Source organism: Streptomyces sp. NPDC052114 (assembly GCF_040680155.1).
Lineage (GTDB): Bacteria > Actinomycetota > Actinomycetes > Streptomycetales > Streptomycetaceae > Streptomyces.
This window is the reverse complement of record NZ_JBFAWC010000006.1, coordinates 446,822-471,910: the sequence shown is the minus strand read 5'-3', so window position 1 is coordinate 471,910 and position 25,089 is coordinate 446,822. Positions and strand designations below refer to the sequence as shown.

Sequence of the window (25,089 nt, the reverse complement as noted above, 5' to 3'; positions counted from 1 at the left end):
CCTTCGAGACTACTCAGATTCCGCTGCGAGGGCACCGCGTCGCGGAGCGTCACCACCTGTCCGGGCAACGACGGCCCGCGCATCCCCCGCGGGGGATGCGCGCCGGTGGCTCAGAGCGCCGGGCTGACCGCCGCGAGCATGCGCCCCTCGGCGTACGTGAGGGCCGCCCGCGGCAGCTCCTCCTGGCGCCCGCTGAGCAGGACGGTGAGGCCGGGGGCGACGGCCGCGGCGTCCGCGCCGGGGCGCGTGCCGGTCCTGCGCAGCGCCTGGGCCGCCACCGCACCGGCCGAGCCGTGCAGGACGAGGGGCGGCAGCTCCGGCTGCTGGAGGGCGGCGCGGATGCGCTCGGCGACCAGCTCGTAATGGGTGCAGCCCAGGACGACGGCCCTTACATCGGGCGGGGTGAGGGCCGCGGCGGCGGCGATCGTCTCGTCGATGGCCTTCTCGTCCGCGTACTGCACGGCGTCGGCGAGCCCCGGGCAGGGCACCTCGGTGACGGCGACGCCGTTCGCGAACTCCTCGATGAGGGACCGCTGGTAGGGGCTTCCGGTGGTGGCGGGGGTGGCCCAGATCGCCACGGGTCCGCCGCCCGCGGCGGCGGGCTTGATGGCGGGCACCGTGCCGATGACCGGGATGCCGGGTTCGAGTCGGGCCCGCAGCGTGGGCAGCGCGTGCACGGACGCGGTGTTGCACGCCACGATCAGCGCGTCGGGACGGTGGGCCGCGGCGGCCTCGGCGACGGCGACGGCCCGCTCGGTGAGGTCCTGCGTGGTGCGCGGCCCCCACGGCATGCCGTCCGGGTCGGAGGAGAGCACGAGATCGGCGTCGGGTCGCAGGCGGCGTACCGCGGCCGCCGCGGCGAGCAGTCCGATGCCGGAGTCCATGAGCGCGATCTTCACCCGGTCACCATAGTCGATGGGCCCCACAGGCACTCTCCCGTGGGGCAGACTTCGGCGGATGAGCGCCGTAGCGTGGATCGCCACCGGATCGCTTGCCGCGTGGCTGTGGCTTCTGCTGGGACAGGGCTTCTTCTGGCGTACGGACGTACGCCTGCCACCGCGCCGGGAGCCCGACGCGTGGCCTTCGGTCTGTGTCGTCGTCCCCGCGCGCGACGAGGCGGAGGTGCTGCCCCACAGCCTTCCCTCGCTGCTCGCGCAGGACTATCCGGGGCGGGCCGAGATCTTCCTTGTCGACGACGGCAGTTCGGACGGCACGGGCGACCTGGCCCGCGCCCTGGCCGAGGAGCACGGCGGCCTGCCGCTGACGGTCGGCTCCCCCGGCGAGCCGCCCCCGGGGTGGACGGGCAAGCTCTGGGCGGTGCGGCACGGCGTCGCGCGGGCACGCGCGCGTGAACCCGAGTTCCTGCTCCTGACCGACGCGGACATCGCGCATGAGCCGGACAGCCTGCGGCGGTTGGTGGCGGCCGCGGACGCCGGGGGCTTCGACCTCGTCTCCCAGATGGCCCGGCTGCGGGTGGAGAGCGTGTGGGAGCGCCTGGTGGTCCCGGCGTTCGTCTACTTCTTCGCGCAGCTCTATCCCTTCCGCTGGATCGCCCGGAGGAACGGCCGCACGGCCGCCGCGGCGGGCGGCTGTGTCCTGCTGCGCGCAGAGGCCGCCGAGCGGGCGCGGATTCCCGACGCCATCCGGCACGCGGTGATCGACGACGTGGCGCTCGCGCGGGCGGTGAAGCGCGCCGGGGGCCACATCTGGCTGGGTCTCGCCGAGCGCGTCGACAGCGTACGGCCCTATCCGCGCCTCGCCGACCTGTGGCGGATGGTCTCGCGCAGCGCGTACGCGCAACTGCGGCACAACCCGCTGCTGCTCGTCGGCACGGTCGCCGGACTCGCGCTGGTGTACCTCGCTCCCCCGGTGGCGCTGGTCGTGGGCGTGGTGACGGGCGACGTGGCGGCGACGGCGGCCGGCGGGCTCGCGTGGCTGGTGATGACGGCGACGTATCTGCCGATGCTCCGCCACTACCGCCAGCCGCCGTGGCTCGCCCCGCTGCTGCCGGGCACCGCGTTCCTGTACCTGCTGATGACGGTCGACTCGGCCGTCCAGCACTACCGCGGGCGCGGCGCGGCGTGGAAGGGGCGTACGTACGCCCGTCCCGACACCGCCGCCGAGCCCGCGCCCGAGCGGCGCTGAACCGTCACTTCCTGCCGGGCGTCCAGTTCATGCCCCAGCCGTAGGCGTAGTCGATGGTGCGCTGCGGGCTCACACCGCGTTCCGGCACGAGATAGCGGGCCTCGCGCTGGACGACGAGGTCGCCGCCGTTGTTGGTGATCAGGGCGAGCGCGCACACGGTCGAGGGGACCGTGCACTCGTCGAGCGAGAAGTCCACCGGGGCGCCGTGCTGCGGCTGGAGGGTGACCGTGGCGTTGAGGTCGGCGAAGCTGCGCGCGCCTTCGTAGATCGTCACGAAGATGACGATGCGCCGGAAGTCCTTGATGTGGTCGAGGTTGACGGTGAGGTTCTCGCCGGTGGCCACGGCGCCGGTGCGGTCGTCGCCGTCGAGCAGGATGTACGGCGGCTGGTTCAGCGCGCCGAAGGCGTTGCCGAGCGCCTGGACGACGCCCTTGCGGCCGTCGGAGAGTTCGTAGAGCGCGCAGAGGTCGAGGTCGAGGTCGGCGTGCATGGCGACGGCCCGGCCGAGCTTGGCGCCCCAGCCCTTGAACTGCTTGCGCACCTCCCAGTTGAGGTTCACGCGCATGCCGCCGGATGTGCCGCCCTGCTTCGTCAGGGAGACGGACGGCGCGTCCTTGGTCAAGGTGACCTTGGTGAGCCGTACGGGCGCGGCGGGGGTGGCGGCAGGCGGGGGCGGCGGCGCGGCGGGCGCGGGAGCCATGGGGGCGGGCGGCGCGGGGGCGGCGACGGGCGCGGGCGGGGCCGCCGAGGGCGCCGCCTGCTGCGGCTCGTCGACCGAGATGCCGTAGTCCGTCGCGAGGCCTTCGAGGCCGCTGCCGTAGCCCTGGCCGACGGCCCGGAACTTCCACGCGCCCTGGCGGCGGTAGAGCTCGCCGAGCACGAAGGCGGTCTCCACGGTCGCGTCCGCGCTGTCGTAGCGCGCCAGTTCGGCGCCGCTCGCCGCGTCGAGCACGCGGACGTACAGACCGGGCACCTGTCCGAAGGTGCCGCCGTCGGCCGACGCCGCGAGCACCACGGTCTCGATGTCGGGCTCCACGCGCGCGAGGTCGACGGTCAGCACATCGGTGACACCGGCGCCGGCGCTCTGCTTGCCCTCGTGCCGTACCGCTCCGGAGGAGTGCGCCGGCTGGTTGTAAAAGACGAAGTCCGCGTCCGAGCGGACCTTTCCGGAAGATCCCAACAACAGTGCGGACGCGTCGGCGTCCGGCACCCCGGCCCCCGAACCCCATCCCAATTCGACCCGTACCGCAGGTGCGGGTACGGGAACATTCGATCCTTTAGACATTGTCATGTCCGCCCCCATCGCAAGTCGCCGCGTCCGGCAGGGCCGCCGTTTCCGTTCACGGCCAACCTATTACCCGGACCGCGAAGAGGCCCACGGGCGTGCCCCACGGGCCCCACGGTCAACCCCGGGTAACCCGCCAGGAACGCGGCCTTTACACGATCCGAACACCGTCCGGCGACCGATTTTCCCACGTTCGCTCGGATTGGGGATCCGCAGTCACTGCCGACGCGCAAAACAACCCTCTTATCGGTCTCCCCAACCAGCACATCAAGGGCTTAACTTATGGAGCATGACCTCCCCCCGCTCCACCTATGGCGGCGGTTACTACTCCGCGCCGTCCTTCCCGGACACTCCGATCTACGACTCGCTCGTCGCCGAGCGGGGCACGCCCCAGATCGCCCCGATTCGGGTTCCCTCCGCGTACGACACGGGCAGCCACAGCCATCTGCCCGCGCTGCCGTCGGCCCTGCCCGCGCTGCCGGCCGCCCCGTCCCACCCCAACCCGGCGTACGGCTACCAGGCCCCGCAGCCCGCACCGCTGCAGCAGGCCCCCGCGCCGTACATCCCCCAGCAGACCGCGGGCCCGCGCGGCTACCCGGGCGCCCAGCCCCAGCGGCCGGCCCCCGGCACGGGGTACGAGGCGATGCGCCCGGCCACCCCGCGCCCCGCTCCGGCGACGTACGAGGATCCGTACAACCGCCAGTACCGCGGGTACTGATCCGGCGGCGGGCGGCCCGGGGTCCGACGGCCGCCCGCGCGCACGGCGCCGCGTCGCCGCCGGCCCGCCGCCCGGCGGCGTCTTCGTATGTCCGCGCCCGGCGCACGCCCCTGCCGCCCCGGCGCCCACGCCCCGCGGAATCATTCACATCGGTGATGCCTCCGCCGTCCTCGAATGATCCGTGCCCGACCGGGGAACTCGTTGGCGGGTAACGGACGTTGAGGCTCGTGGACGCGAAGGGTGATTTCGCTCTCTCTTCTCGCCACCCGCTCGTGGGCCGGTCCGTTCCCGGTTAAGACGGACGCGGAAGGGGGTGCAGGGCAGTGCGAGCAATCGTCGGGCTGTGGCGGTGGCGGCACAATCCACTGCGCCGCGGGACCGACCTCGCCGAGGCCTGGCTTGCCCTGGCCGCCCTGGTGTTGATCCTCGTGGCCGTCCCCGTCCTCGGCGCGCTCACCGCGAGCCTGTCCCGGGACGCCCTCCTCGACTCGGTCCGCCAGCAGCGGCAGGAGCGCCACGCGGTCACGGGCACCGTCGTGCGCCAGGTCGCCTCGCCTCCCGTCGACCCCGACCCCGAGACCTCCTCGGCGCGCGACGCCCACACCCGCGTACACGCGCGCTGGACGGCGCCCGACGGCAGCGAGCACTCCGGTGTCGTCATGTCCGACCTCAAGTCCCCCGACCCCGGCGACCACTTCAGGCTCTGGACCGACGAGCGGGGCCGGCTCGTGGGCCGCCCGCTGGACGGCGCCACCGCGACGACCCACGCGGTCCTGGCCGGATTCGGCGCGGCCGCGGCGGGTGCCGGGCTCATCGAGGGCACCCGCAGGCTCCTCCTGTGGCGCATCGTGCGGGGGCGGCACGCCCGGCTGGACCAGGCCTGGGACCGGGTGGGACCCGACTGGGGCAAGGCCGGCACCGGTTCCTGACCGGTCCGCCGTCCGGCCCCGCAGGTGGGAGCCTGGCCATCGGGTCAACTCCCCGAGCCCGCGCGCGCTACGGTGGTCCGGCCGAACTCTTCGGCTCCTTGCGCATCGACACGGCACATCGACGCAAGATCCCGCGTACGACGAGGTGGGGGCAGAGCAACTCCATGGCACAGGGCACGGTCCAGGTGACGCACACCGGCACGTCGCGGTGGCGGCGCCGCACCGGCGAATACGCATCGCTCGCCGCCGCCTTGGAGGCCGCGGGCGACGGAGACATACTGACCGTCGCCGCGGGGACCTACCGCGAGAACCTCGTCGTCCAGCGCGCGGTGACGCTGCGCGGGCCCGAGGGTTCCCCCGGCTCCGTGCGCATCGCGCCGTCCGACGGTGTGCCGCTCACCGTCCGCGCCTCCGCCGTCGTACAGGACCTGCACATCGAGGGCCAGGACTCCTCCGCGCCCGCGCTGCTCGTCGAGGACGGTGCCCCCGAGCTCGCCGACATCCGTGTCGTGACGCGGTCGGCGGCCGGCATCGAGGTGCGCGGCGGCGCGCGCCCGACCGTCCGCCGCTGCACCGTCGACAACCCTGGCGGCATCGGCATCGCGGTCCTCGACGGCGGCGGCGGTGTCTACGAGGAATGCGAGATCGTCGCGGCGGGCCAGTCCGGCGTCGCGGTGCGCGGCGGCGCGCACCCCCGCCTGGAGCGCTGCCGGGTCCACCACGCCTCGGGCGCCGGGCTCGCGGTGGCCGGTGAGCACACCGGCCTCGAGGCCATCGGCTGCGAGGTGTACGAGGTCAAGGGCTCGGGCGTGCAGGTCACCGGGCGGGCCGCGGCGCATCTGACCGACTGCGACGTGCACCGCACCACCTCCGACGGCGTCACGCTCGACACGGACGCCGTGCTCACGCTCGCCGACTGCCGGATCCACGACATCCCGGAGAACGCGATCGACCTGCGCTCGCGCTCCGTGCTCACGCTGACCCGCTCCACGGTCAGCCGGTTCGGGCGCAACGGCCTGTCGGTGTGGGACCCGGGCACGCGCGTGGACGCCAACCAGTGCGAGATCCACGACAGCACGGGCGACTACCCGGCGGTCTGGGTCAGCGACGGCGCGACCGCCGTCCTGGAGTCGTGCCGGGTGCACGACGTGCCGGACGCGCTGTTCGTCCTGGACCGGGGCTCGCGCGTCGACGTCGTCGACAGCGATCTCTCGCAGGTGCGCAACACCGCGGTGTCGGTGAGCGACGGCGCGACCGCCCAGCTCGACGACTGCCGCATCCGCGAGGTCGCCACGGGCGCGTGGTTCCGCGACCACGGCAGCGGCGGCACCCTGGCGAGCTGCACGGTCGACACCGTGCAGACGGGCGTGATCGTCACCAAGGGCGCGGACCCCACCATCGAGCGCTGCACGGTCACTTCGCCCGCCGAGGCCGGTTTCTACGTCTCCGCGGGCGGCCGCGGCAGCTTCCACGGCTGCCGGGTCACCGGCAGCGGCGGTTACGGCTTCCACGTCATCGACGGCTGTCGTACGACGCTCAAGAAGTGCCGTACCGAGCGGTGCGCGCGCGGCGGCTTCGAGTTCGCGGAGGAGGGGCCGCTCGTCGAGGACTGCGCGAGCGACGAGAGCGGCGGCCTGCGCACGCCCTCGCCCGCGCCGCAGGAGACGCCCGCCCCGCAGACGGCCACGCAGACCGTCGGGCTGCTCGGCGCCGTGCCCGCCCAGCCTGCCCAGCAGCCCTCCGCGCCCGCCCCGGCGCCCGCGGCCGAGAAGTCCGCCCGCGCCTCCCAGGAGGTACTCGGCGAACTCGACGCCCTGGTCGGCCTCGACAGCGTCAAGCGCGAGGTGCGGGCCCTCACCGACATGATCGAGGTGGGCCGCCGCAGGCAGCAGGCCGGCCTCAAGGCCGCCTCCGTCCGTCGCCACCTGGTCTTCACCGGCTCCCCCGGCACCGGCAAGACGACCGTCGCCCGGCTCTACGGCGAGATCCTCGCCTCCCTCGGCGTCCTGGAGAGCGGCCACCTCGTCGAGGTGTCCCGCGTCGACCTGGTCGGCGAGCACATCGGCTCGACGGCGATCCGCACCCAGGAGGCCTTCGACCGGGCGCGCGGCGGTGTGCTGTTCATCGACGAGGCGTACGCCCTCTCGCCCGAGGACTCCGGGCGCGACTTCGGCCGTGAGGCCATCGACACGCTCGTGAAGCTGATGGAGGACCACCGCGAGGCCGTCGTGGTGATCGTCGCGGGCTACACCGCGGAGATGCAGCGCTTCCTGTCCGTCAACCCCGGTGTGGCGTCCCGCTTCTCACGGACCATCACCTTCAGCGACTACGTGCCGGAGGAGCTGCTGCACATCGTGGAGCAGCAGGCCGACGAGCACGAGTACCGCCTCGGCACGGGCACCTCCGAGGCGCTCCTGAAGTACTTCACGGTCCTGCCCAAGGGGCCCGCGTTCGGCAACGGCCGCACCGCGCGCCAGACGTTCGAGGCGATGGTGGAGCGGCACGCGGGCCGGGTCGCCCAGTTCGGCGAGCCGAGCACGGACGACCTCACGCTGCTGTATCCGGAGGATCTGCCGGACCTGGTGTGACCGGCTCCGCCGCCGAGGGGCGCGGGGAGGGCACGCCCGGCTTCAGACGGGCGAGGAGCCGTGCGCGCTCCTCGGCGAAGGCCGGGTCGGCCTGGTAGTCGCTGTGCCCGAGGATCGGGGCGGGCAGCGGGTGCTCCTCCGTACGCCCGTAGGCGAGGGGGTCCTTGAGGGCGGGGCGGTCGACCTGCGGGCCGCAGTCGCCGGGCAGCTGGATGGGGCCGCCGATCGGGTCGGTGACGCGGTACAGATTGCGCCAGCAGTCGACCTCGCGGTGCAGGGACATCAGGGCCGCCGGGCCGAAGTGCGCGGGGAACCAGCGGCCGTAGAGACGTTCCAGGGGCGAGCCGTAGGTGAGCAGGGCGACGCGCCTGCGGACCGAGGGGCGCAGCTGCCAGGCGGCGGCCGCCGCGAGGACGCTGCCCTGCGAGTGGCCGGAGAGGACGAGGCGGCCGCCGGTGGCCTGTGTCGCGCGCGTCCAGGCGGCCATGCGCCAGGTCAGGTCGGGCACCGCGCGCTCGGCGTAGCAGGGCGGGGCGAAGGGGTGGGCGGCGCGCGGCCAGAACGTGCCGACGTCCCAGAGGATGCCGATGGTGCGGCGGGCCGAGGGGTCCTTGTAGGCGCGGCGGCCCCAGGTGACGAACAGTATGAAGCCGAAGCCGATCAGCCAGGAGCCGAGCGCCTGCGCGGTCTCCGCGGCGCCTTCCACGACGTCGGGGGTGCCCTGGGCGGTCTGCTCCGGCGTCCGGCCCGTCAGCCACGCGCCGGTGAGGGCCGCGGCGCCGAGCAGCAGCGTCACAGCGGAGATGATGCCGACGAGCAGGGGCGCGCGGTCGGTCAGGGCGGCACGCGCGCGGGTGCCGGCGATGCGGCGGGTGCGTGTGGAGTCCGTGGGCTCGTCGGGGTAGTCCAGCGGGATCCGTGTCATCTCGCGGCGCTTGCGGCGCACCGTCTGCACCCCGAACCAGGCGCAGAGCACCGCGACGACCACCAGGAGCGGCGGGATCACGGATGCCTGCCAGGTGAGCAGCACGGGCGGCCCGTCGATCGAGCCCTGGGTGCCGTCCAGCCAGTCGGCGACGCGCTGGGCGCCCCCGCCGGACATCACTCCGCCGAGCGCGCAGGACAGCATGGCGACGGCGGGGCCGCCGAAGCCGCGGATGGCGGTGCGGGCGTCGGGCGAGGTGCGGTGCAGGAGGTGGGCGACCACCGCGAGGCCGACGACCAGCAGGCCCTGGACGAGCGCGATGCCGCCGAACGTGGCGTCGCCCGGCAGCCTGCCCTCGGAGCGCCACTCGGGGCGTGACCAGCCCGCGTACAGCAGGGTGAGCACGAGCACGACGAGCGCGCCCAGCGGGAGCAGGCGCACCAGCGTCCGGTCCAGCCTGCGGTCGAGCCTGTTCTCGCTGCGCCCCCTGCGGCACACCACCCAGACGACCACGGCGCCGCCCAGGACGAGCGTCGCGTCCAGGGCCCAGCCGAGCACGTCCAGCAGGGCGGGCCCGGAGGGGCGCCGGTCGTGCCGCGCGGCCGAGGTGCCGACCGCCGCGGCGACGGTGAGCAGCCCCGCGGCCGTGTGGGCGGCGCGCAGCCGGGCCACCAGGCGCCGGCCGTACCAGAAGCCGGGCCTGCCGAGCGCGGTGCGGCTCGTCTCCTCCTCCGGGTCGGGCTGGTGGGGCAGCGGCTGCTGGGACTCGTACGCGCTCCAGGTGCGGTGGGAGAGGTACCAGAGCAGGCCGGTGAGCGCGGCGGGCACGGCGGCGGCGAGGGCGAGGCGGCGGCCGGGCTGGGACCACCAGCCGCCCTCTCCGGACGCGTCGGTCGCCAGGAAGCCGAGCCAGGCGCGGTCGGCGGCGCAGGCGGGGGTGCCCGCGCACTGCCAGGCCGTGAGGTCGAGGGCCACCTCGCAGGCGGCGGCGACGAGCAGCACGGTCAGGGTGAGGCCGACCAGGCGCACGAGGAGGCCGTACGTGCGGACGAGGCGTTTGCGGTGGCGCGAGGTGGGCCGCATCCAGTGGGCGAGGTTGACCACCATGAAGGGCAGCAGCAGGAGCCACAGGGCACGGGAGCCGTTGCCCGAGGTGAGGTTGCACCAGACGTAGGCCTCGGGGACCGGTTTGCCGCGGTAGTCGTCGGGGCGCCGCTCGGCGTCGGCGTCCTCGGTGCGGCGGAAGACGGCCGCCGTCTCGTCGCCGGAGACCCGCACGGTGCGCGGATCGTCCAGCATCTTCTCCGGTGTGGTTCCCCCGACTCCGTGGACCAGGAGTTCCAGGGCGGTCTCGTCCTGTGTGGCACGCTCCACTGTTCCGCTTCCCCCGAGCTGCGCGTTGTGAGAGGACAAGGATCTCGGGTCGCGGCCCCGTGCGCACCCCTCGTCACGCAATCTCCCCTTTCCGGGTGGCACGGTTCACCGGATGTGCGGCGGTGCGTCCGGCTCGTGGGCGGTGGCACGACGGGCGGCGGCACATGCGAGGATGAGGCAGCGCGCCGGGCGGGCGCGCGGGGTGTGACGAGGCAGAAGGGCCGGACCGGGCGTGAGCGACAATCAGAACCTCCTCGCCGAGCAGCGCCGTGCCCTGATCCTCGACGAGGTGCGCCGCCGGGGCGGCGTCCGTGTCAACGAACTGACCCGCAAGCTCGGTGTGTCGGACATGACGGTCCGTCGCGACCTCGACGCGCTGGCCCGGCAGGGCGTGCTGGAGAAGGTGCACGGCGGCGCGGTGCCGGTGGTCGAGGCGAGCACGCACGAGCCGGGGTTCGAGGCCAAGTCGGGCCTGGAGCTGAGCGCCAAGGAGGACATCGCGCGGACCGCGGCGACCCTGGTGTCGCCGGGCACGGCGATCGCGCTGTCCGGCGGCACGACGACCTACGCGCTGGCGCACCATCTCCTGGACGTACCGGATCTGACGGTGGTGACGAACTCGGTGCGGGTGGCGGACGTCTTCCACTCCGCGCAGCGCACCTCAGGGCAGCGGCAGGGCGCGGCGACGGTCGTCCTGACCGGTGGCGTGCGCACGCCCTCCGACTCGCTGGTGGGCCCGGTCGCCGACCAGGCGATCGGGGCGCTCCACTTCGACGTGCTCTTCCTCGGTGTGCACGGCATATCGCTGGAGGCGGGCCTCTCGACGCCGAACCTGGCCGAGGCGGAGACGAACCGGCGTCTGGTGCAGTCGGCGCGGCGCGTGGTGGTGGTCGCGGACCACACCAAGTGGGGGACGGTGGGCCTGAGTTCGTTCGCCACGCTCGCGCAGGTCGACACGCTGGTGACCGACGCGGGGCTGCCCGCGGAGGCGCGCGCGGAGATCTCCGAGCACCTCAACCGGCTCGTGGTGACGGGCGAGCGGCCGACGGCAGGGGACGCCGACGGTGCGGCGGGCGTCGACGGCGCCGCGGGCACGGCGCGCCCCGAGGGGGCCAGGGACTCCGGTCCCGTCGCGAACTCCGAGGCCGCCACAGACATCTGACGGTCCGCCAGCTAAGGTGTCGGTGCCCGGTCCGGCGACGGCCGAGGACCGCGGCCGTCCACGTCAACCGTCCCGTTCCGCTGGGGGGCAGAGTTCGATGGCACGCCGACTGAGTCCCGTGGGGCTCGACTTCGTCGAGTCCGCTCCGCTGCGTCTGGTCTTCGCGCGCGAGGTGAGCGCGCCGCCGGAGGCGGTCCACCGCGCGCTCGCCGACGACGTCGTGGGCTGGCCGCAGTGGTTCACCGCCGTCACCCTGTGCCGGCCGACCGACGGCGGCAAGGGCCGCGAAGTCCGCCTCAAGGGCGGCACCCGTTTCCAGGAGTCGATCCTGGCCGACGAGGCACCCGCGCGGTACGCCTACCGCGTCGACGTGACGAACGCACCCGGACCGCGCGCTCTCGTCGAGGAGTGGCGGCTCACCCCGGCCGGCACCGGCACACGCGTCCAGTGGACCTTCGCCGCGGACGGTCCCGCGCTCTTCCGCGGCGCCCTCAGGGTCGGCCGCCCAGAGCTCGGCCGGGCGTTCCGCGACGCCGTCACGGCCCTGGACAAGCGGCTCGCGACGGCGCAGGCCTGAGGGGGGCCGCTCCCGGCCAAGGCCTGAGGGGGCCGCTCCGGCCACCCGGGCCGCTCCCCCGCGGGGCGCGCCGCCGCGACTACCGGGGCCACTCCCCCGTGGCGAGCAGCGTCTCGATCGCCTGCTCATACGGCGCGATGTCCAGACCCTGTTCGGCCAACCACGCGTCCGAGTAGTACTTGTCCAGATAGCGGTCGCCGCCGTCGCAGATCAGCGTGACGACGCTGCCGGTGCGGCCCGCGGCCACCATCTCGGCGACGATCTTCAGGGCGCTCCACAGGCCGGTGCCGGTCGAGCCGCCCGCCTTGCGGCCGATGGCCCCCTCCAGGGCGCGTACGGCGGCGACGGACGCCGCGTCGGGCACCTTCATCATGCGGTCGATCGCGCCGGGCACGAAGCTCGGCTCCATGCGGGGCCTGCCGATCCCCTCGATGCGGGAGCCGCAGTCGCTCGTGGCGTCCGGGTCGTCCTTCGTCCAGCCGTCGAAGAAGCAGGAGTTCTCCGGGTCGGCGACACAGATGCGGGTGTCGTGCTGCATGTAGTGGACGTAGCGCGCGATCGTCGCCGAGGTGCCGCCGGTGCCCGCGGTGGCGACGATCCAGGTGGGCTCGGGGTAGCGCTCCAGCCTCAGCTGCTGGTACATCGATTCGGCGATGTTGTTGTTGCCCCGCCAGTCGGTGGCCCGCTCCGCGTAGGTGAACTGGTCCATGTAGTGGCCGCCGGTCTCGACGGCGAGGCGGGCGGACTCGGCGTACATCGTGCGCGAATCGTCCACGAAGTGGCATCGTCCGCCGTGGAACTCGATCAGTCGGCACTTCTCCGCACTGGTCGTGCGCGGCATCACCGCGATGAAGGGCACACCGATCAGCTTCGCGAAGTACGCCTCGGAGACGGCCGTCGAGCCGCTTGACGCCTCGATCACCGGCCGGTCGGGCCTGATCCAGCCATTGCACAGGCCGTAGAGGAACAGCGAGCGGGCCAGCCGGTGCTTGAGGCTGCCGGTGGGGTGGGTCGACTCGTCCTTGAGGTACAGGTCGATCCCCCACTGTTCGGGCAGGGGGAAGCGCAGCAGGTGCGTATCGGCGGAACGGTTGGCGTCGGCCTGGACTTTTCGGACGGCTTCCTTGAGCCAGGCGCGGTACTCGGCGTCGCTGCGGTCTACGTCGAGTGTGGGCATCGGCTCGTCGGCCCGATCCTGCTGTGTGGTGCTCACGGCGGGGCTCCTTCGCGTCGTGCCGGACGCGATTCGACGCGGCCGTACACCTCGATCTTAAACACCCTCCGCACGCTTCTCACCTGCATAAACACACCTTTGAGCACCTCAAAGACACTGCTGGCGCAGGCCCTGTACGAGCGCCCTGGCGAGCCTTCGTGCGCCGGTCCGCACGCCGGGGCGGCGTCTACATGCGCACTGGTGCTCGACGCCCGGTGCGTGCAGACTGCACCGCACGGGACGCCGGTCCCGATCGGACCGGCGCACACGAGCGCAAGGGGGCAGAGCGTCATGGCGGAGCCGGAATTCACGGCTACGGGCGTACGGATCGGGCGGCGGCTGCGTTCTCTGACACGGGCCGGGCAGGTCCGTATCACCGACGGCCGGCTGGAGTTGCTCACCAGCTACGGCACGGAGATCGACAGCGCGCCGGTACAGGCCGTGCGCGCGGGAAAACCGTGGTTCGCCGCAGATGACCGGGCCCTCGCCGACGTGAACGGCACGCGTTACCTGCTCACCCTCGGCGATCACGATCCGGGTCCCGGCGAGACCGGCCCTCCGACGGTGCGCCGGTTCATCGAGGCGGTGCGCAGCGCCTCGGAACACAGCCGTCCGCGAGGCTGAAGCGGGCCCACGGCGCCCGGCGCGACTTGCACGCCCGCACCCCCTGGGCCACTCTGGTCTCACATCACTCTGGGTTTACCGGCGATGACGCTGCGAACCAGCCCGCCGGCCATACAGCAGGCGGCAGACCACGCGGCCCCTGCTGGATCCGAACGTCGTCTTCTTCCGGACCTCATTTCGGGGAGTCGCAACCGTGATCAGCCAGCCAAGCAGGCATTGCACGGTAGAGCTCCAAGCCCTGCCGTCGCGGATCGGCCAGGTCCGCAGAATCGTATCTGCGCAGTTGCGCTACTGGCATCTGGATCCCTTGATAGACCAGGCAGCGCTCGGTGTCACCGAGTTGCTCACCAATGTTCACCGCCATGCCAAGCCGGACAAGATGTGCACCGTGGAGATCGAGCTGCTGCTCGACCGGCTCACCGTCTCCGTGCACGACCACGATCCCCGGCTCCCCCAGCTCCACGACGCGGACCCCTTCGCCACCTGCGGACGGGGGCTCGCGATGGTCGCGGCGGTCAGCGAGAGCTGGGGAGTGCGCCCGCAGGGCGACGCGGGAAAGACCGTCTGGTTCACGCTGCCCGCCCCCTGCCCCGCGGTGGCCCTGCCCTCGTATCCCGTGTGCGGGGCGATCGCGAAGACTCCCGCCCGGTCGGCCGTTGTCGGCTGACCGGGCGGTGACGTGTCCCGTGCCGCTCGCGCGGTACGCCGCGTCGTCGTGCGGCACTACGTCGTACGGCACTACGTCGTACGGCACTACGTCGTACGGCACTTCGCTGTACGTCATTCGGTGGCGATGGCCCGCAGCACATCGAGGCGCGCCGCCCGCCGAGCCGGACGCAGGCCCGCCAAGGCGCCCGCGGCCAGGCCCACCAGGGCGACCACCACGAGCTGCACCGGCGGGACGGCGAACGCGAAGGAGCTCTCGCTCGTCCCGTCGGACGCCTTGACGAGCACCCAGCCGAGGAACCCGCCGAGCACGAGCCCGCCCGCCGTGCCGAAGGCGGCGACGAGCACCGACTCCCAGCGGACCATGGCCCTCAGCTGCGCCCTGGTCTGGCCGACGGCCCGCAACAGGCCCAGTTCCCGGGTCCGTTCGTGGATCGCGAGGGTCAGCGTGTTGGCGATGCCGAGCAGGGCGATGAGCACCGCGAGGGCGAGCAGGGCGTAGACGAGGGTGAGCATCATGTCGATGCCGCCCGCCGCCGACCGCGCGTACTCGCCGCGCGTCTGCACGTCCGGATTGCCGTAGTCCCGCGCGGTCCTGGCCACGGCCGCCTTGCCGTCCGCCGTGCCGACGCCGTCCTTGAAGGTGACGGAGACCAGGCTGTCGGCGTCCTGGGCGCGGTGCGGCGCCCAGGCCGCGCGGCTGATGACGTAGTCGCCCGCGAGCTCCGAGCGGCCGTAGACGGCGCGGACCGTGAAAGTCTCCTTCTTGCCGTCGGTGAAGGCCAGTCGGGCCCGGGAACCGACCTCGAGACCCTGCTTCTCCGCCTCGGAGCGGGTGATCGCGATGCCGTCGTCGCCCAGCGCGTCGAGAGAGCCCTCGACCCTGCCGAGCTCGAAGGAGTCGGCGAAGGGAGCGGGGTCGGTGACGGTCAGGGCGCGGCCCTCGCCGTTGACCCGCGCGGCGCCCTTGCCGAGGCCGACGGCGGTCTCGACCTCGGGGCGTTCGGCCAGCGCGGGGGCCAGCTTCGGGCTGAGGCCGCTGCCGCCCGCGCCGAAGCCGGGGGTGCTGACCGCGACGTCGCCCGCGAAGGAGCGGTTCACCGTCTGGTCCATCGTGGCCTTCAGCGAGGCACCGAAGACCGTGAAGAGGCAGACGACGGCCACGCCGATCATCAGCGCGCTCGCGGTGGCGGCCGTCCGCCTGGGGCTGCGCAGGGCGTTGCGCCGCGCGAGACCGCCGGTGACGCCGCGCAGCCGGTCCAGCGGGCCGCCGAGGACGCGTACGGCATGCGTGGAGGCGACCGGGCCGAGCACCACGAACGAGGCGAGGGCGAGGACCGCCCCGGTGCCGGCCAGCCAGATCGACGGGGTGAGGAGGACACCGGCCAGGGCGAGCCCCACGGCCGTCAGCGCGAGGGCGACCCCCGCGACGGCGCGCCGCCGGGAGGCGCCCGAGTGGTCGACCGCGGTCTCGCGCAGCGCGGCGAGCGGCGCGGTGCGGCCGGCCCGGACGGCGGGCAGCAGCGCCGAGCCCAGGCAGACCAGCACGCCGACGGCGAGCGGCAGCAGCATGGACAGCGCACTGATCACCAAGTCGCCCTCGGGGAAGGGGAATCCGATCGCCGGGAAGAGCGCCTGCAGGCCCGCCGCGATGCCGATGCCGCCGGCGAGGCCCGCGGCCGACGCCACCACGGCGACGGCGCTCGCCTCGACGAGGGTGGCCGCGGTGACCTGGCGGCGCGAGGCGCCGAGCGCGCGCAGCAGGGCGTTCTCGCGGGTGCGCTGGGCGACGACGATGGCGAAGGTGTTGTGGATGCTGAAGGTGGCGACGAGCAGCGCCACTCCGGAGAACACCAGCAGGAAGCCGGTGAACAGCGTCAGGAACTGGCCGGAGATGTTGTCGGTGTTCTCCGCCGCCGACGCCTCACCGGTGATGGCCTCGACTCCCTTGGGGAGAACGGGAGTCAGCGCGTCGACGAGTTCCCGCTGGCTGACGCCGGGACCCGCCCGCACCTGGATGGTCGCGGCCTCGCCGGGCTTCGGGGTGAGGTACTTCTCGGCGTCCGCCTGGGTCATGCCGGTGAAGGTGGTCTGCGCCATGCCGTCCGCGCCGCCGAACGTCGCGAGGCCGACGATCCTCACCTCGACCGGGTCGGGCGTGCGCAACGTCGTCGTGTCGCCGATCTTGAGGTCGCCGGTCTTCGCGGCGCCGCGGTTGACGACGACCTCGCCGGACTTCTCCGGGGCGCGGCCCTCGGCGAGTCGGTACGCGTTCAGGTCGGTGTCGTCGATCCAGTTGCCGGCGAGGGTGGGCGGGCCCTTCCCGCCGATGGGCTCGCCGTCCTTGCCGAGGAGCTGGCCCGCGCCCTGGATGGCGGGCGCGGCGGCGGCGACCGCGTCGGACTTCTCGATCGTCTCGACGAGGTCGGTGCTGACGGGCTCGCGCGTGCCCTGGCTGTCGTCGGGGGTGGTGATGCTGTCGGCGCTGCGCACGACGGCGTCGGTGCCGCGGGTCGCGTCGCCGAACATCGTGTCGAAGCCGGCGCGCAGCGTGTCGCCCATCACGAGGGTGCCCGCCAGGAAGGCGACGCCGAGCATGACGGCGAGGAAGGTGCCCGCGAAGCGGCGCTTGTGGCCGCGCAGCGAGGACAGGCTGATGCGTGCGGAGGCCCTCAGGGAGCTCATGACGACGGTTCCTTCCGGTGGGGCCGCGAACCGGGCCGTACGCCGGGACGCGTGCCGGGTCCCGTGTCGGGGCCGGTGGCGGAGTGGGCGCCGGTGTCCGCGTCGGCGTCGGTCCCCGGGTGCTGGGGGGACGGCCGCGCGTCGAACGCCTTCAGGCGGTCCAGGACCCGGTCCGCCGTCGGTGACTCCATGCGGTCCACCAGGCGCCCGTCGGCGAGGAAGACGACCTCGTCGGCGTGGGCGGCGGCCACCGGGTCGTGGGTGACCATGACGACGGTGCGGCCCATCCGGCGCACGGCGCGGCCGAGCAGGTTCAGCACCTCCTCGCCGGAGCGCGAGTCGAGGTTGCCGGTCGGCTCGTCGGCGAAGACGACGTCGGGCCGGCCCGCGAACGCCCGCGCCACGGCGACGCGTTGCTGCTGTCCGCCGGAGAGTTCGGCGGGCCGGTGGTGGAGCCGGTCGCGCAGCCCGACGACGTCGACGAGGGCGTCCGTCCACGCACGGTCGCCCCGGACGCCCGCGAGGTCCATGGGCAGGGTGATGTTCTCGGCCACGGTGAGCGTCGGCACCAGGTTGAAGGCCTGGAAGACGAAGCCGACGCGGTCGCGGCGCAGCAGCGTCAGGCGCCGGTCGTCCAGCGCGCCGAGGTCGGTGTCGCCGATGAAGGCGGCGCCCGAGGTGAGCGTGTCCAGGCCCGCCGCGCAGTGCATGAGGGTGGACTTGCCCGAGCCCGACGGGCCCATGATCGCGGTGAAGCGTCCGGCGGGAAAGCCGACGCTCACCCCGTCCAGGGCCCGTACGGCGGTGCTCCCGGTGCCGTAGACCTTCACGGCGTCGGTGACGCGGGCTGCGGCGGTGCGGGCGGTCCGGGTGGTGGGTCCGGTCGCGGTGCTCATGCGGCACCGCCCTTGGGCGTACGGCCGAACTGCTCGTCGAGGACGGTCAGTCGGCGCCAGTACTCGTCCTCGTCGATCTCGCCGGAGGCGAAGCGGTGGCCGAGCACGGCGATGGGCGAGTTCGCGTCGACACCGGTGGCCGTGTCGGCTCCGGCGCGGAACGGTCCGCGCCGGCCGCGCCACACGGTGCGGCGGAGCAGGGTGACCGCGCCGATCACGACGGCGGCCCAGATCAGCGGGAAGAAGAGGATCCACGGGCCGGGCCCGCCGTCCCATTGCGCCAGGGTGTGCATCTGAGGTCATCTCCTTCGAAGCGGTTTCCGCGATGCCTCCAACCTCGCCCCGGCACCCCCCTGACGTCGTCGTACAGCCAGCGGCACCCCGCGTACCACCTCGGGAGTACGTACGGCGCACCCGACTGCTCCCACCCGCCTGGATCTCTGTACCTACTAGTATGTACAGTGAGCGCATGAGCACTTCGGAGCGCCTGATCGAGTCCACCCGCGAGCTGCTGTGGGAGCGGGGTTACGTCGGTACGAGCCCCAAGGCCATCCAGCAGCTCTCGGGCGTGGGGCAGGGCAGCATGTACCACCACTTCGCCGGCGGGAAGCCCGACCTCGCGCTCGCCGCGATCCGCCGCACGGCCGAGGAGCTGCGCGCCACCATGGAGGACACCCTGGGCGGCGCGGGATCGGCGTACGCCCGCATCGAGGCGTATCTGCTGCGCGAGCGCGATGTGCTGAAGGGCTGCCCGGTCGGGCGGCTCACGATGGACCCGGACGTCATGGCGAGCGACGACCTGCGCGCGCCCGTCACCGAGACCATCGACTGGCTGCGCGAGCGGCTCGCCGCGATCGTCGAAGAGGGCCGCGCCCAGGGCGAGTTCACGCAGGCACTCGATCCGCGGGAGACCGCTTCGACGATCGTCGCGACGGTGCAGGGCGGCTATGTCCTGGCCCGCTCGTCGGGCTCGCCCGCGGCGTTCGACACGGCGGCGCGCGGGCTGCTCGCGCTGCTCGCCGCCGTGCGCACCACCGGCTAGGTCACCTCCGCCCCCGACCAGCCCGCCACGACCACGACTCCCGAAGAGGACACGTACGTTGCACATCACCAGGAACCGTCCCGACAGCGCGCGGGGCCCCGCGGAGCACTTCACCGGAACCGTCTGGCTCGACGAGATCGCCGCTCCCCCGGCCCCGTCCCGACTGCGCATGTTCAGCGTCCACTTCGCCCCCGGCGCCCGCACCGCCTGGCACAGTCACCCGCACGGCCAGGTCCTGCACGTCACCGAGGGCGAGGGGCTCGTGCAGCGCGCGGGCGGCCCGGTGGAGCCGATCCGCGCGGGCGACACCGTCTGGATCGAGCCCGGCGAGGCGCACTGGCACGGCGCGGGGCCGCGCTCGTTCATGACGCACCTGGCGACGGTCGAGGCCGCCGAGGACGGCACGACCGTCGACTGGGACGCGCACGTGGACGCCGACACCTACCCCAACTGACCCTGCGCCCAAGGAAGTACGCCATGCATGCCATGCAGTACGAGATGACCCTGCCCGCCGACTACGACATGGGGATCATCCGCCGCCGTGTCGCGTCGAAGGGCCACCTGCTGGACGAGTTCCCCGGGCTCGGGTTCAAGGCCTACCTGATGCGCGAGCGGGGCAGGGACGGCTCGCCCGTGAACCAGTACGCGCCGTTCTACCTCTGGAACACGCCCGGGGGCATGAACTCCTTCCTCTGGGGGCCCGGCTTCCAGGGGCTCAGCGACGACTTCGGGCGCCCGGAGGTGCGGCACTGGACGGTGCTCGCGTACGAGGAGGGGGACGCGGCCGGGTCCGTGCCGCGGGCGGCCGTCCGGCACCGCCGGAGCGTTCCCGTCTCGGCGCGGCTCCCGGAATTCGCCGCCGAACTCGCCGACGAAGCAGTCCGGTTGGCGGAGCGGAGTGGGTCGGTGGGCGCCCTGACCGCCGTGGATCCGCACACCTGGGAGGCCGTGACCTTCTCCCTCTGGGACCACGAGTCGCCCGTGGGCACCGGTGACGTCTTCCAGGTGCTGCATGTGTCGTCGCCGGAGCGGGCCGAGCTGGGGCGGGGACGACAGTGGTGAGCCACGCGAACCCCTCACCCTCGCCCTCTGCTTCCCCGGCACCGGCATCGGCATCAGCATCGGCACCGGCGAACCATCCTGAGCCCCGGAATGTCCCGGCACCCTCCGCGACCGTGCGGACGGTACTCGGCGACATCGACCCGGCGGACCTCGGCCTCTGTGATGCCCACGACCATCTCTTCATCCGCAGTCCACAACTCCCGGGCCAGGAAATGGACTCGGCGGACGCGGCGGCCGGCGAGCTGGCCGCGTTCCGCGCGGCGGGCGGGCGGAGCGTCATCCAGTGGACCCCGCACGGCATGGGGCGCCACGCCGAGCGGCTGCCCGAGCTGTCACGCGCTGCGGGGGTGCACCTGGTCGCCTCGACGGGCCTGCACCAAGCCGCGCACTACACGCAGGAGCTGCTCGACCGGCTGCGTGCGCGAGGCCTGGCGGACCTGTTCGTACGCGAACTGACCGAAGGCATCGGGGATTCGGGCGTACGCGCCGGGATGATCAAGGTCGCGGGCGGCTTCCACGGACTCGACGCCCACGCCCGCTGGACCATGACGGCGGCGGCCGAGGCGCACCACGCGACAGGCGCGCCGATCGCCGTCCACCTGGAGCTGGGTACGGGGGCGCTGGACGTACTCGACCTGCTCTGCGACGAGTTGGGCGTGCCCGCGCATCGCGTGATCCTCGGCCACCTCAACCGCTGCCCCGACCTCGCCACCCACCACCAGGCCGCGCGGTCGGGCGCCCACCTCGCCTTCGACGGCCCCTCGCGCGCCCATCACGCGACGGACTGGCGCATGCCGGACGCGGTGCGCGCGCTGACGGAGGCGGGCTTCGGCGATCGCGTGCTGCTCGGCGGCGACACGACGACGTCGGCGGCGCGGTCGGTGCACGGCGGCCCCGGAATGCCGCATCTGCTGCGCAGGGTGCGCCCGCGCCTCGAACTCGCCGTGGGCGAGGAGGCGGTGGCGCGGATCCTGACGGTGAATCCGGGACGGGCGTTCGGGGTGGAGTGGCCGTAGACCCCGGGGACCGCGTCAGTCGACCTGCCACTGGCCGGTGTCGGCGGAGAAGCCCGAGTCGGGCGTCCACTGCACGCTGGTGACGACGGATGCCTGGGGGACCTCGAAGGTCACCCAGCCGCGCGCCGCCTCACCGGACGGGATCTTCACGGGGGTGGCCATCGCCGGTCCCGCCGTGACCTCCCCGATGACCCCGGGGAAGCGCTGGCCGGTCTTGTCGGCGACCTGGGCTCCGTTGATCGGCGCGTCCTCGTAGACCTTGGCACCCTTGTTGACCAGCTTGAGCCGGGCGGCGACCCACTTCTTGCCCGCGGCCGGCTTGAGCACGGCGTTCGCGGGCTTCGCCGGGTCGACGAAATCCTCGACGGTCGCGTCGATCCGCGAGCCGCGCTTGAGGCCCTTCAGCGAGACGGTGTCGCCGACCGCGGCCTTGCCCGCGTCCGGCTCGCCTCCCCCGCCGTCGGGCTTCGCGGACGTCGAACTGTCCTTGGCAGCCGGGGTCTTGCTCTTCGGCTTCGTGACGACATCGCCGTCGTCACCACCGCACGCGACCGTGGTGCCGAGCGTCAGGACCGAGAGGACGACGGCTGCGATGAGTCGACGCATCGTGGCCTCCTCCGAAGTGCCAGTGGGAGGAGGTACATGGTGAACCCGCACGGCATCACGGGAAGACCCCGCGCACACATCGTGCGACAACCGCCGCCGGAACGCCCCCGGCATGTGACCTTCCGCCGCTCTCGTCCGGCCCGGCCCCGCCGGGGCCACTCGGTCATGTGCCGTACCGGCGCTCGTTCCTGTGCCGTACCGGACGGCGGTGTTACTAGTACTCCAACTTAACCGGTAACGCCGATCTTCTTATTGCACCGCTCGTTCCAAAACAGGTACGGTACCGACATGGCCCGACCGAGGACTTTCGACGAGGAGCGGGCCCTGGACGCGGCGATGCGCGCTTTCTGGGCGAACGGCTACGAGGCCACCTCGACCCAGGACCTGTGCGAAGCCACCGGCCTGGGCCGCAGCAGCATCTACAACACGTTCAGCAGCAAGCACGACCTTTTCAGGCGTGCCCTGGCCCGCTACATGACCATGATGAACACCGGCCAGATCGAGATCCTGGAGGACGTGGAGCGGTCGGCCACGGACCGGCTGCGCGCGCTGTTCACCCGTGTCATCGACGGGGAGTTCGAGATGCGCCGCGACGGCCACAGCATCGGCTGCCTCACGGTCAACACGACCGTCGAGCTCGCCGGGCGCGACCCCGAGGCCACCGGGATGCTGGAGCGCGACCTCGCGGCCCGGCTCGCCGCACTGGGCGCCACGATCCGGTCCGGCCAGCGGGACGGCGACATCACGTCGAAGCGGGACGCGGACACCCTCGCCCGCTACCTCAACGCCGTCATCGGCGGCATGCGCGTCTCCGCACAGGGCGGCGCCGACCGCGCCGCCCTGGAAGCCATCGCGGAGACCGCTCTCGACGCACTGGCCTGAACCGGCCGCGCCACCGCCCTTTCACCCCCCTCCCGGGCCGCACCTGTCGGCCCCGGCGTACCCCTGCACGCCCTTTTTTTGTACTGATCCATCCAATACTCGTCCCCACAGGAGCCCACCCATGCCCCGCGCCGTCTACGTACTGGCCCTCGGCATCTTCGCCATGGTGACCAGCGAATTCGTGGTCGCAGGACTGATGCCGCAGATGGCCGACGGACTCGACGCCACCATTCCCGAGGTCGGCTACCTCATCACCGCCTTCGCGGCGGCGATGGCCCTCGGCGGCCCCTTCCTCACAGTGGCCGTACTGAAGCTCCGTCAGAAGACCGCCCTGATGGTGCTGTTCGGCATCTTCCTCGCGGGCAACGTGCTCGCCGCCCTCGCGCCGGACTACCCCACCATGCTGGTCGCCCGCGTCCTCACCGGCATCGCCTCGCAGGCCTTCTTCGGCGTCTCCATCTCGCTCGCCTCCCGCCTCACCCGGCCCGAAGTCCGCGGCCGCGCCGTCGCGGTGGCGCTCAACGGGCTCATGCTCGGCACCCTGCTGGGCCTGCCCCTGTCCACCGTCATCGGTGAACACTTCGGCTGGCGCGCCGCGTTCTGGGCGATCACCGTGCTGACCGTGCTCGCCGCACTCGCCACGCTGGCCGGTGTGCCGAGCGCCGAGGCCGGCGCCGAGGAGGGCGGCAGCCTGCGCGAGGAGCTGGGCGCCTTCCGCAGCCCGCGGCTGTGGCTGACCCTCGTCACCAGCACCTTCGTCATCGGCGCGACCTTCTCGGCCTTCAGCTACCTGAACCCGATTCTCACCGAGATCACGGGCTTCTCCACCGGAACCGTGCCGCTGCTGCTCGTCGCGTACGGGGCCGCCACCGTCATCGGCAACACCGTCGTCGGCCGGCTCGCCGACCGGTACACCCTTCCCGTGCTCGTCACCGGCCTCGCGCTGAACCTCGCCTTCCTCGTCGGGTTCGCGCTCCTCGCCCAACTGACCGTCCCTGCCGTCGTGTTCATGCTGGGCATCGGCCTCGTCGGCGTCACCATGAACCCGGCCATGGTGACCCGCGTCCAGCGCACCGGCAACGCGCGGGCGCTGGTGAACACCGTCCACTCGTCCTTCATCACGCTGGGCATCATCATCGCCACGTCCGTCGGCGGACCCGCCATCGACGGCTTCGGGCTGCGGGCGCCGCTGTGGATCGGCGCGGCCCTCGCCGTACTGGGGCTCGTGACGCTGGTGCCGGACGCCCTGCGCCGCAGGGCGCAGGCGCGCACCGCCGACCCCGACCCCGCCGGGGCCGCGAACCCGGCCACGGAGGACGTGCCCCAGCCCGTCTAGTCACCCCAGCGCGCCCAAGGGGTCGTCGAGCACCGGCTGCCAGGCCAGCTCGGCGGCCCCCACCAGGCTGTTGTGGTCCAGCGTGCAGGCCAGGATCGGCACGCCGCCGCTGCGGCCCCACAGGCTGCGGTCCGCGACGACGGCCCGCAGCCGCTCCGGGTCCGCCTCCAGGAGGGCGCGGTGCAGGCCGCCCAGGACGATCCGGTCGGGGTTCAGGATGTTGACCAGGCCCGCGAGGCCGAGGCCGAGCCGGTCGATCAGCGCCTCGGCGGCAGAGCGCACGGCCGGGTCGCCGTACGCGCCCTTGAGCAGCTCGCGCGCCTGCACGAGCAGGCCCTCGGGTCCCGGCTCGCGGCCCGCCGCCGTCAGGAAGGCGAGGGGATCCGTCTCCACGTCAAGACAGCCCCGGCCGCCGCAGTGGCAGGGGCGCCCCTCGGGGTTCACGACGACATGGCCGACCTCCAGGGCGAGGCCCGAACTCCCGGTGTGCAGACGGCCGTCGAGGACCAGCGCGCCGCCGACGCCCCGGTGCCCGGTCGCCACGCACAGCAGGTCGCGGGCGCCGCGGCCCGCGCCGTGGCGGTGCTCGGCGAGTGCCGCGAGGTTCACGTCGTTGCCCGCGAAGGCCGGTCCCCCGATGCCCGCGTCACGTACGCAGGCGGCGAAGATCTCGCGCACCTGGGCGCCCGCGGGCCACGCCAGATGCAGCGGGTTGAGTGCGGTGCCCTCCGGCTCGGCGACCGCGGACGGCACGGCGAGGCCCGCGCCCACACAGCGCCTGCCCGTCTCGCGCAGCAACCGTGCGCCCGCGGCCACGACCGCCCCGAGGACCTGCGCGGGATCGGCGTCGATGGTCTCGCAACCGGGCGCGGTCGCCACGATGCGCCCGCCGAGCCCGACCAGCGCGGCCCGGAAGCCGTCGGCGTGCACCTGCGCGGCGAGCGCCACGGGCCCCGCCTCCGCGACCGACAGCCGGTGCGAAGGGCGGCCCTGTGAGCCGGCCGCCGCACTGGGCTTCGCGTCGATACGGATCAGCCCGAGCGCCTCCAGCTCGGCGGCGACGGCGCCCGCCGTGGCGCGCGTGACGCCCAGTTCGGCGGTGAGCACGGCACGGGTCGGCGCGCGCCCGGTGTGGACCAGTTCGAGCGCGGGACCCAACGCGCCGCGCCCCCGCTCCAGGCGGGTACGCGTGGTCACTTCCCCCTCGGCACGGGGGTCAGCCTTGCCGTTCATGAGGGCGAGTCTCCCATGATCCGTACATGCCCTCGCCGTCGTGCCGTCATCTTCCGGTCCTCCCCGAGCCGTCCCGCACGTCACCGCGCAACCGGCTTGTCCACGCCCCGCGCGCACCCCTACTC

Annotated in this window: 22 protein-coding genes and 1 pseudogene; 14 read left to right on the top strand and 9 right to left on the bottom strand. The window is 73.2% G+C overall.

Features of this window, described 5'->3' with window-relative positions; all coding sequences use genetic code 11:
* Positions 1 to 110: 110 nt before the first annotated feature.
* Positions 111 to 899: an aspartate/glutamate racemase family protein gene (locus AB0L89_RS16585; protein ID WP_365140935.1), complete on the bottom strand. Its 789-nt coding sequence runs from the start codon at positions 897 to 899 to the stop codon at positions 111 to 113.
* Between the two features lie 58 nt (positions 900 to 957).
* Between AB0L89_RS16585 and AB0L89_RS16580 the strand changes: the two genes are divergently transcribed.
* A complete protein-coding gene (locus tag AB0L89_RS16580) occupies positions 958 to 2,145 on the top strand; it encodes a glycosyltransferase (RefSeq protein ID WP_365140932.1) in 1,188 nt (395 codons plus the stop codon).
* A gap of 4 nt (positions 2,146 to 2,149) precedes the next feature.
* Here the strand turns inward: AB0L89_RS16580 and AB0L89_RS16575 are convergent, their stop codons facing one another.
* A complete protein-coding gene (locus tag AB0L89_RS16575; RefSeq protein ID WP_365140929.1) occupies positions 2,150 to 3,448 on the bottom strand; it encodes a TerD family protein in 1,299 nt (432 codons plus the stop codon).
* A 271-nt stretch (positions 3,449 to 3,719) separates the two neighbouring features.
* On the opposite strand from AB0L89_RS16575, the gene AB0L89_RS16570 reads away from it, so the two are divergent.
* The 3 genes from AB0L89_RS16570 to AB0L89_RS16560 all read left to right on the top strand — a co-directional run bounded on the left by AB0L89_RS16570 (position 3,720) and on the right by AB0L89_RS16560 (position 7,665).
* Positions 3,720 to 4,148 (top strand): DUF6643 family protein, encoded by a 429-nt coding sequence (locus tag AB0L89_RS16570; protein WP_365140926.1) that lies wholly within the window; start codon positions 3,720 to 3,722, stop codon positions 4,146 to 4,148.
* A 323-nt stretch (positions 4,149 to 4,471) separates the two neighbouring features.
* Positions 4,472 to 5,077: a hypothetical protein gene (locus tag AB0L89_RS16565; protein WP_365140923.1), complete on the top strand. Its 606-nt coding sequence runs from the start codon at positions 4,472 to 4,474 to the stop codon at positions 5,075 to 5,077.
* Between the two features lie 164 nt (positions 5,078 to 5,241).
* Complete coding sequence (locus AB0L89_RS16560; protein WP_365140921.1) at positions 5,242 to 7,665, top strand: right-handed parallel beta-helix repeat-containing protein; 2,424 nt, start codon at positions 5,242 to 5,244, stop codon at positions 7,663 to 7,665.
* Here AB0L89_RS16560 and AB0L89_RS16555 read toward each other — a convergent pair.
* The gene (locus AB0L89_RS16555) at positions 7,625 to 9,889 is read right to left on the bottom strand and encodes a hypothetical protein (RefSeq protein ID WP_365141089.1); all 2,265 of its coding nucleotides are present in this window, start codon (positions 9,887 to 9,889) and stop codon (positions 7,625 to 7,627) included. The genes AB0L89_RS16560 and AB0L89_RS16555 overlap by 41 nt on opposite strands.
* A 307-nt stretch (positions 9,890 to 10,196) precedes the next feature.
* On the opposite strand from AB0L89_RS16555, the gene AB0L89_RS16550 reads away from it, so the two are divergent.
* Positions 10,197 to 11,126: a DeoR/GlpR family DNA-binding transcription regulator gene (locus AB0L89_RS16550; RefSeq protein ID WP_365140918.1), complete on the top strand. Its 930-nt coding sequence runs from the start codon at positions 10,197 to 10,199 to the stop codon at positions 11,124 to 11,126.
* 97 nt (positions 11,127 to 11,223) lie between these two features.
* Entirely contained in the window at positions 11,224 to 11,703 is a 480-nt protein-coding gene (locus AB0L89_RS16545; protein WP_365140915.1) for an SRPBCC family protein, read from the top strand.
* A 79-nt stretch (positions 11,704 to 11,782) separates the two neighbouring features.
* Here AB0L89_RS16545 and AB0L89_RS16540 read toward each other — a convergent pair whose 3' ends face one another.
* The gene (locus AB0L89_RS16540; RefSeq protein ID WP_365141086.1) at positions 11,783 to 12,880 is read right to left on the bottom strand and encodes a PLP-dependent cysteine synthase family protein; all 1,098 of its coding nucleotides are present in this window, start codon (positions 12,878 to 12,880) and stop codon (positions 11,783 to 11,785) included.
* A 327-nt stretch (positions 12,881 to 13,207) separates the two neighbouring features.
* Between AB0L89_RS16540 and AB0L89_RS16535 the strand changes: the two genes are divergently transcribed.
* Together AB0L89_RS16535 and AB0L89_RS16530 are read left to right on the top strand one after the other, a co-directional pair.
* On the top strand, positions 13,208 to 13,540 hold the full coding sequence (locus tag AB0L89_RS16535) for a hypothetical protein (RefSeq protein WP_365140912.1): 333 nt from the start codon (positions 13,208 to 13,210) through the stop codon (positions 13,538 to 13,540).
* A gap of 193 nt (positions 13,541 to 13,733) precedes the next feature.
* Positions 13,734 to 14,123, top strand: a pseudogene (locus tag AB0L89_RS16530) (ATP-binding protein); the annotation flags it as partial.
* A gap of 197 nt (positions 14,124 to 14,320) precedes the next feature.
* Here the strand turns inward: AB0L89_RS16530 and AB0L89_RS16525 are convergent.
* The 3 genes from AB0L89_RS16525 to AB0L89_RS16515 are packed head-to-tail and all read right to left on the bottom strand — an operon-like array spanning position 14,321 to position 18,080.
* Positions 14,321 to 16,882: an ABC transporter permease gene (locus AB0L89_RS16525; RefSeq protein WP_365141083.1), complete on the bottom strand. Its 2,562-nt coding sequence runs from the start codon at positions 16,880 to 16,882 to the stop codon at positions 14,321 to 14,323.
* Between the two features lie 5 nt (positions 16,883 to 16,887).
* Positions 16,888 to 17,787, bottom strand: a complete 900-nt coding sequence (locus AB0L89_RS16520) for an ABC transporter ATP-binding protein (RefSeq protein ID WP_365140909.1) — start codon at positions 17,785 to 17,787, stop codon at positions 16,888 to 16,890.
* Positions 17,784 to 18,080: an SHOCT domain-containing protein gene (locus AB0L89_RS16515; RefSeq protein WP_365140906.1), complete on the bottom strand. Its 297-nt coding sequence runs from the start codon at positions 18,078 to 18,080 to the stop codon at positions 17,784 to 17,786. Before AB0L89_RS16515 ends, AB0L89_RS16520 begins: the two co-directional genes overlap by 4 nt.
* Positions 18,081 to 18,241: 161 nt before the next feature.
* On the opposite strand from AB0L89_RS16515, the gene AB0L89_RS16510 reads away from it, so the two are divergent.
* From AB0L89_RS16510 to AB0L89_RS16495, 4 genes are all read left to right on the top strand, one after another.
* Positions 18,242 to 18,829 carry a TetR/AcrR family transcriptional regulator gene (locus AB0L89_RS16510; RefSeq protein WP_365140902.1) on the top strand — a complete coding sequence of 196 codons (588 nt, stop codon included), beginning with the start codon at positions 18,242 to 18,244 and terminating at the stop codon, positions 18,827 to 18,829.
* Between the two features lie 58 nt (positions 18,830 to 18,887).
* Positions 18,888 to 19,283 carry a cupin domain-containing protein gene (locus tag AB0L89_RS16505; RefSeq protein ID WP_365140899.1) on the top strand — a complete coding sequence of 132 codons (396 nt, stop codon included), beginning with the start codon at positions 18,888 to 18,890 and terminating at the stop codon, positions 19,281 to 19,283.
* Between the two features lie 23 nt (positions 19,284 to 19,306).
* Positions 19,307 to 19,891, top strand: a complete 585-nt coding sequence (locus AB0L89_RS16500) for a DUF4865 family protein (RefSeq protein WP_365140896.1) — start codon at positions 19,307 to 19,309, stop codon at positions 19,889 to 19,891.
* Positions 19,892 to 20,004: 113 nt separating this feature from the next.
* A complete protein-coding gene (locus AB0L89_RS16495; RefSeq protein WP_365140893.1) occupies positions 20,005 to 20,907 on the top strand; it encodes a phosphotriesterase in 903 nt (300 codons plus the stop codon).
* 15 nt (positions 20,908 to 20,922) lie between these two features.
* Here the strand turns inward: AB0L89_RS16495 and AB0L89_RS16490 are convergent, their stop codons facing one another.
* A complete protein-coding gene (locus AB0L89_RS16490; protein ID WP_365140890.1) occupies positions 20,923 to 21,513 on the bottom strand; it encodes a DUF4352 domain-containing protein in 591 nt (196 codons plus the stop codon).
* Positions 21,514 to 21,801: 288 nt separating this feature from the next.
* Here AB0L89_RS16490 and AB0L89_RS16485 point away from each other — a divergent pair, with 288 nt between their 5' ends.
* Together AB0L89_RS16485 and AB0L89_RS16480 are read left to right on the top strand one after the other, a co-directional pair.
* The gene (locus AB0L89_RS16485) at positions 21,802 to 22,395 is read left to right on the top strand and encodes a TetR/AcrR family transcriptional regulator (RefSeq protein WP_365140887.1); all 594 of its coding nucleotides are present in this window, start codon (positions 21,802 to 21,804) and stop codon (positions 22,393 to 22,395) included.
* 121 nt (positions 22,396 to 22,516) lie between these two features.
* Positions 22,517 to 23,731, top strand: coding sequence for an MFS transporter (locus AB0L89_RS16480; protein ID WP_365140884.1), 1,215 nt, complete (start codon positions 22,517 to 22,519; stop codon positions 23,729 to 23,731).
* Here the strand turns inward: AB0L89_RS16480 and AB0L89_RS16475 are convergent, their stop codons facing one another.
* The gene (locus AB0L89_RS16475) at positions 23,732 to 24,964 is read right to left on the bottom strand and encodes an ROK family protein (protein WP_365140881.1); all 1,233 of its coding nucleotides are present in this window, start codon (positions 24,962 to 24,964) and stop codon (positions 23,732 to 23,734) included.
* Positions 24,965 to 25,089 lie beyond the last annotated feature (125 nt).

Bases quoted from the DNA above. Each gene is read 5' to 3' on its own strand.
- AB0L89_RS16510 (WP_365140902.1), top strand. From the start codon at position 18,242: ATGTACAGTGAGCGCATGAGCACTTCGGAGCGCCTGATCGAGTCCACC.
- AB0L89_RS16480 (WP_365140884.1), top strand. From the start codon at position 22,517: ATGCCCCGCGCCGTCTACGTACTGGCCCTCGGCATCTTCGCCATGGTG.
- AB0L89_RS16580 (WP_365140932.1), top strand. From the start codon at position 958: ATGAGCGCCGTAGCGTGGATCGCCACCGGATCGCTTGCCGCGTGGCTG.
- AB0L89_RS16485 (WP_365140887.1), top strand. From the start codon at position 21,802: ATGGCCCGACCGAGGACTTTCGACGAGGAGCGGGCCCTGGACGCGGCG.
- AB0L89_RS16575 (WP_365140929.1), bottom strand. From the start codon at position 3,448: ATGGGGGCGGACATGACAATGTCTAAAGGATCGAATGTTCCCGTACCC.
- AB0L89_RS16560 (WP_365140921.1), top strand. From the start codon at position 5,242: ATGGCACAGGGCACGGTCCAGGTGACGCACACCGGCACGTCGCGGTGG.
- AB0L89_RS16490 (WP_365140890.1), bottom strand. From the start codon at position 21,513: ATGCGTCGACTCATCGCAGCCGTCGTCCTCTCGGTCCTGACGCTCGGC.
- AB0L89_RS16515 (WP_365140906.1), bottom strand. From the start codon at position 18,080: ATGCACACCCTGGCGCAATGGGACGGCGGGCCCGGCCCGTGGATCCTC.
- AB0L89_RS16570 (WP_365140926.1), top strand. From the start codon at position 3,720: ATGACCTCCCCCCGCTCCACCTATGGCGGCGGTTACTACTCCGCGCCG.
- AB0L89_RS16545 (WP_365140915.1), top strand. From the start codon at position 11,224: ATGGCACGCCGACTGAGTCCCGTGGGGCTCGACTTCGTCGAGTCCGCT.
- AB0L89_RS16520 (WP_365140909.1), bottom strand. From the start codon at position 17,787: ATGAGCACCGCGACCGGACCCACCACCCGGACCGCCCGCACCGCCGCA.
- AB0L89_RS16540 (WP_365141086.1), bottom strand. From the start codon at position 12,880: ATGCCCACACTCGACGTAGACCGCAGCGACGCCGAGTACCGCGCCTGG.
- AB0L89_RS16555 (WP_365141089.1), bottom strand. From the start codon at position 9,889: ATGCTGGACGATCCGCGCACCGTGCGGGTCTCCGGCGACGAGACGGCG.
- AB0L89_RS16535 (WP_365140912.1), top strand. From the start codon at position 13,208: ATGGCGGAGCCGGAATTCACGGCTACGGGCGTACGGATCGGGCGGCGG.
- AB0L89_RS16475 (WP_365140881.1), bottom strand. From the start codon at position 24,964: ATGAACGGCAAGGCTGACCCCCGTGCCGAGGGGGAAGTGACCACGCGT.
- AB0L89_RS16500 (WP_365140896.1), top strand. From the start codon at position 19,307: ATGCATGCCATGCAGTACGAGATGACCCTGCCCGCCGACTACGACATG.